We start from the raw sequence: 7,010 nt of genomic DNA, 5'->3' as shown, positions 1-7,010 counted from the left end.
AGACGCACTAGTTTCAGGTACTAGCGAGTAACATCGTGGAGGTTCGAGTCCTCTCCTGGGCACCAAACATATAAAAAGCCGTTGCATCCGCAACGGCTTTTTTGTTTTCAAACCATCAAAGCAAAGAAAAAAACGAGACCGCCAGCGGTCTCGTTTTTCGTTCTGTCTGCTGCCCTGAGGGTACACGCGCCGCGGCGCGCGCCCCAGCCCTTCAACTACTTGCGCAGCAGCGTCTTGAGCACGTTCTGCAAACGGCGTGCGTTCGCCGCATCGCTATTGCTCGCCAGCACGCGCGCCACATCCTGGCCCCAGGTCTGGGTGGGCGCAGGGTCGTTGCGGCGCGTCAGCAACTGCAGTTGCAACATCCGCCGCGCAGCAATGTGCTCGGCAGGCGTTGGGGCCTCGGCCGCCATTTCAAGGCGCAGCAGCGCTTCTGCCGCATCGCCCTTGGGCGCAGCCGACAATGCCTGTGTCCAGGCACTGCGCACCGACGCCGTCACACCCGAACCCAAATCTTGCGTGCCGGGGACCAGCGCAGCATCGCGCTTTTCCCATGCGGTCAACAGCTGGGTCAAGGCTTCGCCGTGGGCCTGTGCGGCCAGCTTCTTCAGGGCCAGCTGTGCGTGCTCCATCGCCTCGCGCTGAGCACGGAATGCTGTGTCCCCCAAGCGAGGGCCACGGTCCTCGAAGGCTGGACGATCACCAAAACGACCTCCTCGGTCAGCGCGATCGCCCATGCGGCCATCACTGCGTGGGCCGCGGGCACCGTCACGGTCGCCCGGACGACCATCGCGGCGGTCTCCGGGTCGCGCACCACGGCCGGGGGCCACCGGAGCGTCTTTCTTCATGCCAGGGCGATCATCCCCACGCACCGCCACGACAGGTCTTGCGACAGGCTTGGGGGCTGCAGGTGTCGGCGCGGGCGCGGCCGCAGCGGTGTCACCACCTTCCGCAGCCTCGGCAGAGGCCTCTGCTGCAATTTCAGTAACAGCTGGAGCAGCCGGAGCAGCATTCGCCTGCGCTTCAGCATGCGACTGGGCATCCTTGTTGGCCGTGGCGACCGCTTCAGCCGCCTGGGCCTGGCCGCGCAATGCAGCCTCCAGCGCCTGCATCGCGGCACGGATCTGCTGCGCATCACCCGTGGCGTTGGCAGCTTCCAGGGCCTTGGAGGCGTCCAGAACGACGCGGTCCCGCGCACTCAACTCGGTGACAGCACGATCACGATCCGCAGACTTGCGGTTGAACGCTTCATCAATGGGCTTGCGGAATGCGTCCCACAGCTTTTGCTCGTGCTTGCGATCCAGCGGCACGGTCTGTGCCTCAGCCTGCCAGCGCTGTTGCAACGCCTTGACGGCATCGATGCGCAAAGCGGGTGCCGCGCCCAAGGCTGTGGCCTCGTCGATCATCGCGTGGCGACGCGCCAGACTTTCCTTCTGTGCAGCCTCCAGGGGGGCAGCGGCCAGGGCAATGGCCTGTTTCCACAGGGGCTGCAGCTCTGCAAAAATCTTCTCGCCCACATGCCCGCCTTCGCGCCAGCGGTCGCCGAACTGATACAGCGAGCGGTTGATGGCCTTCCAGTCGCCCGACGCAGCGTGTTCTTGCGCCCAGGCCTTGACCTCCTCGATCAGCGCCAGGCGCTGAGCCTTGTGCTCGGCCGCTTCAGTGCGGATCTTGTCCAGCCAGGCCTCGACCACCTTGTGCGCCGCGTTGCAGGCTTCATCAAATTTCTTCCACAGGGCGTGGTTAGGCGCACCACCCTGGTCTGCCTGCTTCCACTGGTCTCGCAGATTGCGCAGGGTCTCCTGCATCTTGCGGCCACCCAGGGCCTGACCCTCGGGGCGGTTGAGCAGCGCTTCGGCCTTGGCCACCAGGTCTTCACGCACCTGGTCGGCACTCCAGCGTTGCCAGCCTTCCAGCTCACCGGCAGCCACCAGCGCCGTGTGCACCTGCTGCTCCAGGGCATTGTCAATGTGTTTGCCATGCACCTTGAGCACGGCGCGCAGCGCAGCCGCTGCGCCAGCGCTGGCCTTGCCATGGCCTTCAGCGGTTTCTTTTTCGAGCGTCGCCAGCGCATCGCGCACCAGTTGGTGCGCCTTTTCGATCACCTCTGGCGCCACCTTAGGTTTGGCGACGCGGGCTGGCTTGCTGGCCGCTGCTGAAGCAGCCGCAGCGGCGGCGGCCTCCGTGGGCAGGCCACGGGCAGTGCGCAATTCGTCCGCCCACACCGGCACGGGAGGCAGGGGCGCGGAGACATCTTCTGCCGCTGCAGCCGCCTGGGCGACTGCGGGCTGAAAAGCCTCCCACACCACCAGCAACTGGGTGCGAGAGGCATCCAGCAAAGGAGGGAACCGCGCTTCGACGCTCGCCCAGCTCGCATCGCCCGTGAGCTCCTGGGCCTGCTCCTGCCAGCGCGCGACATCGGCGCGCAGCAGCTCCAGCGCAGCATGGGCATCACGCCAGGGTTTGGTGGAGAGCACTTCAATGCGCTGCGCCAGCAGCACAGCGGCCTCGCGCTGCACCTGCACGCGGTGCTGCAGGTCTTCAATGACCTTCACACGGTCCGCCAGCTGCACCTTGAGCAGCGACAGCGGCTCGCGCGACAGAGGCGCACCCGCCTTGGCGGCATCCCGCTGCCAGGCCAGGGCATCTGCAATATTGAGCTTGGGGGCCGCCAGCAGCGCCTGGGCCTTGTCCGCCCATTCGGCCGCAATAGCCTCTTGCCCCTTGGCACGGCGGATTTCGTCCAGCCGTTCGCGCACGGCGCGGGCTGCGCCCTTGTCACGTCCGCTCAACTCCTTGAACACCTCCTGCAGCTGCTCAGGCGCTGGCTGCGTGGCCAGCCAGTCACGGATGCGGGAAGCGCGCTCACCCGACGTAGCGGCAGAAAAAGCGCCGCCGGTCAGCGCATCGAGCGGGTGCGGCTCGTGGGTTTTGGCCGGGGCCGGATTCACTTCAGGTGCGTCGGACATTTTGCTGCGGGAAAAAAATGGAAACATGGATCCAATGGATTACGAAGGCATCCCTGGCGCAGAGCCTGGGGCCGTGCCCGAGCGACCGCACCATGCGCACGCCAGGACAACAAAAGGGCTATTTTCACCGGATTGGGCCAACAAGCCGTGGCGGGGAGCATCATCCACACCAGCCAGGTGATCTGGCACAAGGCTCTGCGAGACAGGCCGCCCCGCTGAAGGACCTCTGCGAGAACGCCGCGCGACACTCCGGGCGAAGGGTCGCCGCTCTAGGGAACAGCCCCCATTATCTATATATAAGACAGCGCCGCCCACCCACAAGGCGAAGCACCAGTAAGAAAGCCCGACGAGCAGTGCCTGAAGGGCCTGCCCGCCGGGCTTGACGGCTGACACAACGGTCTTTGCCATCGGTCGCGATGCGGAGAGAAAGGTCCGCATGGCGAGGAGGCAAGGTATTGCCTCCAGGGGTTGCCATGGAAGCGGCATCTGCTGCACCTTGGCACTGAATGCCCTCGGAGGGAGACTTCGCTTCGTCTGGCGATGCCTGAAATCTACAGGCGCCTCCACCTTATCAAACTCACTCGGCCAACTCAAATCGGATTCTCAATGGCGGAGAAAAGCCCGATTGAATTTGACATGGTGATGTCAGCCACCACCGGCCCACCCACAGCGCTGAACAACCCCTCACCCCACAAAAGCTGTGATTTTTCACATGTTTTTCATAATTTTTATATCTTAAAAATAGTTTTGTTAGTATTGACTATGCATTTAGTGAGCTTCTAGAATCCGCCAGCCCCAAAAACAGGGCTAGTACAAACCCCAATCGCTGCCGAACCCGGCTAAGTCAATCCAGGGCGCCAAGCACTCCACAGACGTGCAGCCCGGACTTGATGGCGTACCAATCCAGGCGATCTGCCAGCAAAGCACAGTCCACTGCGACTGCTCCGCTCCACTGGCCCGCCTCAGAAAGGAAGAGCTATGACAGCGTCAGGAAAAATAGTCTCCGGCGTGCGAACCTTCGCGGCCGACGTGACCGAAGGTTTTCTTGAAATCACCCACAACAGCTTCGCCCTCATCGGCTTGGCCGTTGCCTTTGTCGTCATTGCCCTCACTGCACGGCCCGATCTGCGCCAGGCTGGTGAAGAGCAACTGATGAACTGGCTGCAAGCCCGCCAGGTTGAAATGCTGGGTATGCCCATCGAACCGGAAGCCAGCGAGCGCGCTACGGCGGTAAACCCCAAGGACCTGCCCAAAGAGCAGGCAGCCGTGGCCTTCTGGCTCAGCAAAAAGTACCGCGTGGCGCCTGAGCCCCTGAGCGCTCTGGTGGCCGAGGCCTACGAGATTGGCACCCGCGCCAAGATCGACCCCACCCTGATCCTGGCCATCATGGCCATTGAGTCGAGCTTCAACCCATTTGCCGAAAGCGCCGTGGGCGCACAAGGGCTCATGCAGGTGATGACCCGCGTGCACACTGACAAGTACCAGAACTTTGGCGGTCACTTTGCAGCCTTTGACCCGGTGAGCAACCTGCGGGTCGGTGTGAAGGTGCTGCAGGAATGCATCGCTCGGGCTGGCTCGCTCGAAGGCGGCCTGCGCTTTTATGTGGGTGCAGGCAACATGGCCGACGACGGAGGCTATGCCGCCAAGGTGATGGCGGAACATTTACGCCTGCGCCAGGTGGCCAGCGGTCGCGCCGTGCCTTTCAATCCTCCACCCTCCTTGTCTACCCAGGCTCCCGTGCAGAGCATCCCCGCAGCGGTACCCCGCACCACAGCCCCTGCAGCAGCCAGCGACAAGGTGGCTTTGCTGACACCTGGCCTGTAACCCTGCAGGCTCCAGGCGCCCAGGCAACAACCCTGGCGCCCAGCGGTTCGGACGGTGCAGCACTGGCGCCGTGTCGGCTACACTAACGGGGTACGCGACTGGCGATAGGCGCGGCATCCAGCCACTGGATGTTGCCGCTGACGTGGAAACCAGCAAGAACCTACTTCTTGTGAACCACTGGGAAGCGTGCCGCAGGGGCCCTGCCCCATGCGTTCAGCCGTTCGCCTGGGCAGCCCTTGTTTCAAGGGACACAAGTTCATAGGACTGCCAATCATGTACGACCGCAAAATTCTTGTCGAACAAACCGACCCCGAGCTGTTTGCCGCCATCCAGGCCGAAAACGCTCGCCAAGAGCACCACATCGAGCTGATCGCCAGCGAGAACTACGCTTCCCCCGCCGTGATGTGGGCCCAGGGCACCCAGCTGACCAACAAATACGCAGAAGGTTACCCAGGCAAGCGCTACTACGGTGGCTGCGAGCATGTGGACGTGGCCGAGCAACTGGCCATCGACCGGGTCAAGCAGCTGTTCGGCGCAGAAGCCGCCAACGTGCAGCCCCACTGCGGCGCATCGGCTAACGAGGCCGTGTTCCTGGCCTTCTTGAAGCCCGGCGACACCATCATGGGCATGAGCCTGGCCGAAGGCGGCCACCTGACGCACGGCATGCCGCTGAACATGTCTGGCAAGTGGTTCAACGTGGTGTCCTATGGCCTGGATGCCAACGAAGCCATCGACTACGAAGCGATGGAGAAAAAGGCGCACGAGACCAAGCCCAAGCTGATCATCGCCGGTGCCTCGGCCTACAGCCTACACATTGACTTCGCACTTTTTGCCAAGGTGGCCAAGGACGTGGGCGCGATCTTCATGGTCGACATGGCCCACTATGCCGGCCTGATTGCCGCCGGTGTGTACCCCAACCCCGTGCCGCACGCCGACGTGGTCACATCCACTACGCACAAGAGCCTGCGCGGCCCCCGTGGCGGCATCATCCTGATGAAGGCACAGCACGAGAAGGCCATCAACAGCGCCATCTTCCCCGGCCTGCAAGGCGGCCCGCTGATGCACGTGATTGCTGCCAAGGCCGTAGCCTTCAAGGAAGCGCTGCAGCCCGAGTTCAAGGCCTACCAGGAGCAAGTGGCCAAGAACGCCAAGGTCGTGGCTGAGACGCTGACCGCACGCGGCCTGCGCATCGTGTCCGGCGGCACGCAAAGCCACGTGATGCTGGTGGACCTGCGCGCCAAGGGCATTACCGGCAAGGAAGCCGAGGCCGTGCTGGGCGCCGCCCACATGACCATCAACAAGAACGCGATCCCCAACGACCCTGAAAAGCCGATGGTGACCAGCGGCGTGCGCATTGGCACCCCCGCCATGACCACGCGTGGCTTCAAGGAAGAAGAAGCCCGCATCACGGCCAACCTGATTGCCGATGTGCTGGACAACCCCCACGACGAAGCCAACATCGCTGCCGTGCGTGCCAAGGTCAACGCCCTGACCGCTCGTTTCCCGGTCTACCGTTAAGCAACAAGCCGGTCCTCAGCGCCCATGAAGTGCCCCTTCTGCAGCCACCTCGAAACGCAAGTTGTTGAAACGCGGGTGTCTGAGGATGGGGTCTTCATCCGCCGCCGCCGCCAGTGCGGCGCGTGCGACAAGCGCTTCACCACCTACGAGCGGCCGGAAGTGAACTTCCCGGCCATCGTCAAAAAAGACGGCCGGCGCATTGAATACGACCGCAGCAAGCTGCTGGGCTCTTTCAACCTGGCGTTGCGCAAGCGCCCGGTCAGCACCGACCAGATCGACAGCGCCATCGAGCGCATCGAAGAAAAGCTGCTCAACCTGGGCCAGCGCGAAGTGATCTCCAGCCGCATTGGCGAGCTGGTGATGCGCGAGCTCAAGAAGCTCGACAAGGTGGCTTACATCCGCTTTGCCAGCGTGTACCGCAGCTTTGAAGACATCGACGACTTTCGCGCCATGGTGGATGAGGTGCGCAAGTAGCCACGCCCCCCAGGGTGGCCGTCACGCGGATGACCGCCCCTTTGCAGCCCCCGCCCCTGCTACCTCGTCTGGCCAATGCAGAGCGCGGCACCGTTGGCATACATTGCGCACTCCCAAGTTCTGCCATGGCCCCTGCGCATGTCGCGCAAGCTACTGTGCAATTGCTACTAATTTGATAGCTATCGCAGTATGATGGACTGGCGCTTCAAGCAGTTTTTGCATCAA

At 63.1% G+C, this 7,010-nt stretch carries 4 protein-coding genes and 1 riboswitch; of the genes, 3 read left to right on the top strand and 1 reads right to left on the bottom strand.

Annotation, left to right across the window (positions count from 1 at the left end; genetic code table 11):
- Nucleotides 1–215: 215 nt before the first annotated feature.
- Nucleotides 216–2,996 carry a DUF349 domain-containing protein gene (locus ACTJKQ_RS14690; RefSeq protein ID WP_440597281.1) on the bottom strand — a complete coding sequence of 927 codons (2,781 nt, stop codon included), beginning with the start codon at nt 2,994–2,996 and terminating at the stop codon, nt 216–218.
- Between the two features lie 951 nt (nt 2,997–3,947).
- Between ACTJKQ_RS14690 and ACTJKQ_RS14685 the strand changes: the two genes are divergently transcribed.
- The 3 genes from ACTJKQ_RS14685 to nrdR all read left to right on the top strand — a co-directional run bounded on the left by ACTJKQ_RS14685 (nt 3,948) and on the right by nrdR (nt 6,785).
- Nucleotides 3,948–4,793, top strand: a complete 846-nt coding sequence (locus ACTJKQ_RS14685) for a transglycosylase SLT domain-containing protein (protein WP_395455346.1) — start codon at nt 3,948–3,950, stop codon at nt 4,791–4,793.
- An 84-nt stretch (nt 4,794–4,877) separates the two neighbouring features.
- Nucleotides 4,878–5,031, top strand: a riboswitch (ZMP/ZTP riboswitch).
- 35 nt (nt 5,032–5,066) lie between these two features.
- Nucleotides 5,067–6,311, top strand: a complete 1,245-nt coding sequence (glyA, locus tag ACTJKQ_RS14680; RefSeq protein WP_440597280.1) for a serine hydroxymethyltransferase — start codon at nt 5,067–5,069, stop codon at nt 6,309–6,311.
- Nucleotides 6,312–6,335: 24 nt separating this feature from the next.
- Nucleotides 6,336–6,785, top strand: coding sequence for a transcriptional regulator NrdR (nrdR, locus tag ACTJKQ_RS14675; RefSeq protein ID WP_015013541.1), 450 nt, complete (start codon nt 6,336–6,338; stop codon nt 6,783–6,785).
- Nucleotides 6,786–7,010: the final 225 nt, after the last annotated feature.

It is taken from the genome of Acidovorax sp. 22279 (assembly GCF_052045435.1).
Taxonomy (GTDB): domain Bacteria; phylum Pseudomonadota; class Gammaproteobacteria; order Burkholderiales; family Burkholderiaceae_C; genus Acidovorax; species Acidovorax delafieldii.
The sequence above is the reverse complement of the archived record's forward strand: the minus strand, read 5'-3'. Positions and strand labels throughout refer to the sequence as shown.

What these genes read in the sequence shown, in the direction of transcription:
- ACTJKQ_RS14690 (WP_440597281.1), bottom strand. Translation starts at nt 2,996, where the DNA reads ATGTTTCCATTTTTTTCCCGCAGCAAAATGTCCGACGCACCTGAAGTG.
- ACTJKQ_RS14685 (WP_395455346.1), top strand. Translation starts at nt 3,948, where the DNA reads ATGACAGCGTCAGGAAAAATAGTCTCCGGCGTGCGAACCTTCGCGGCC.
- glyA (WP_440597280.1), top strand. Translation starts at nt 5,067, where the DNA reads ATGTACGACCGCAAAATTCTTGTCGAACAAACCGACCCCGAGCTGTTT.
- nrdR (WP_015013541.1), top strand. Translation starts at nt 6,336, where the DNA reads ATGAAGTGCCCCTTCTGCAGCCACCTCGAAACGCAAGTTGTTGAAACG.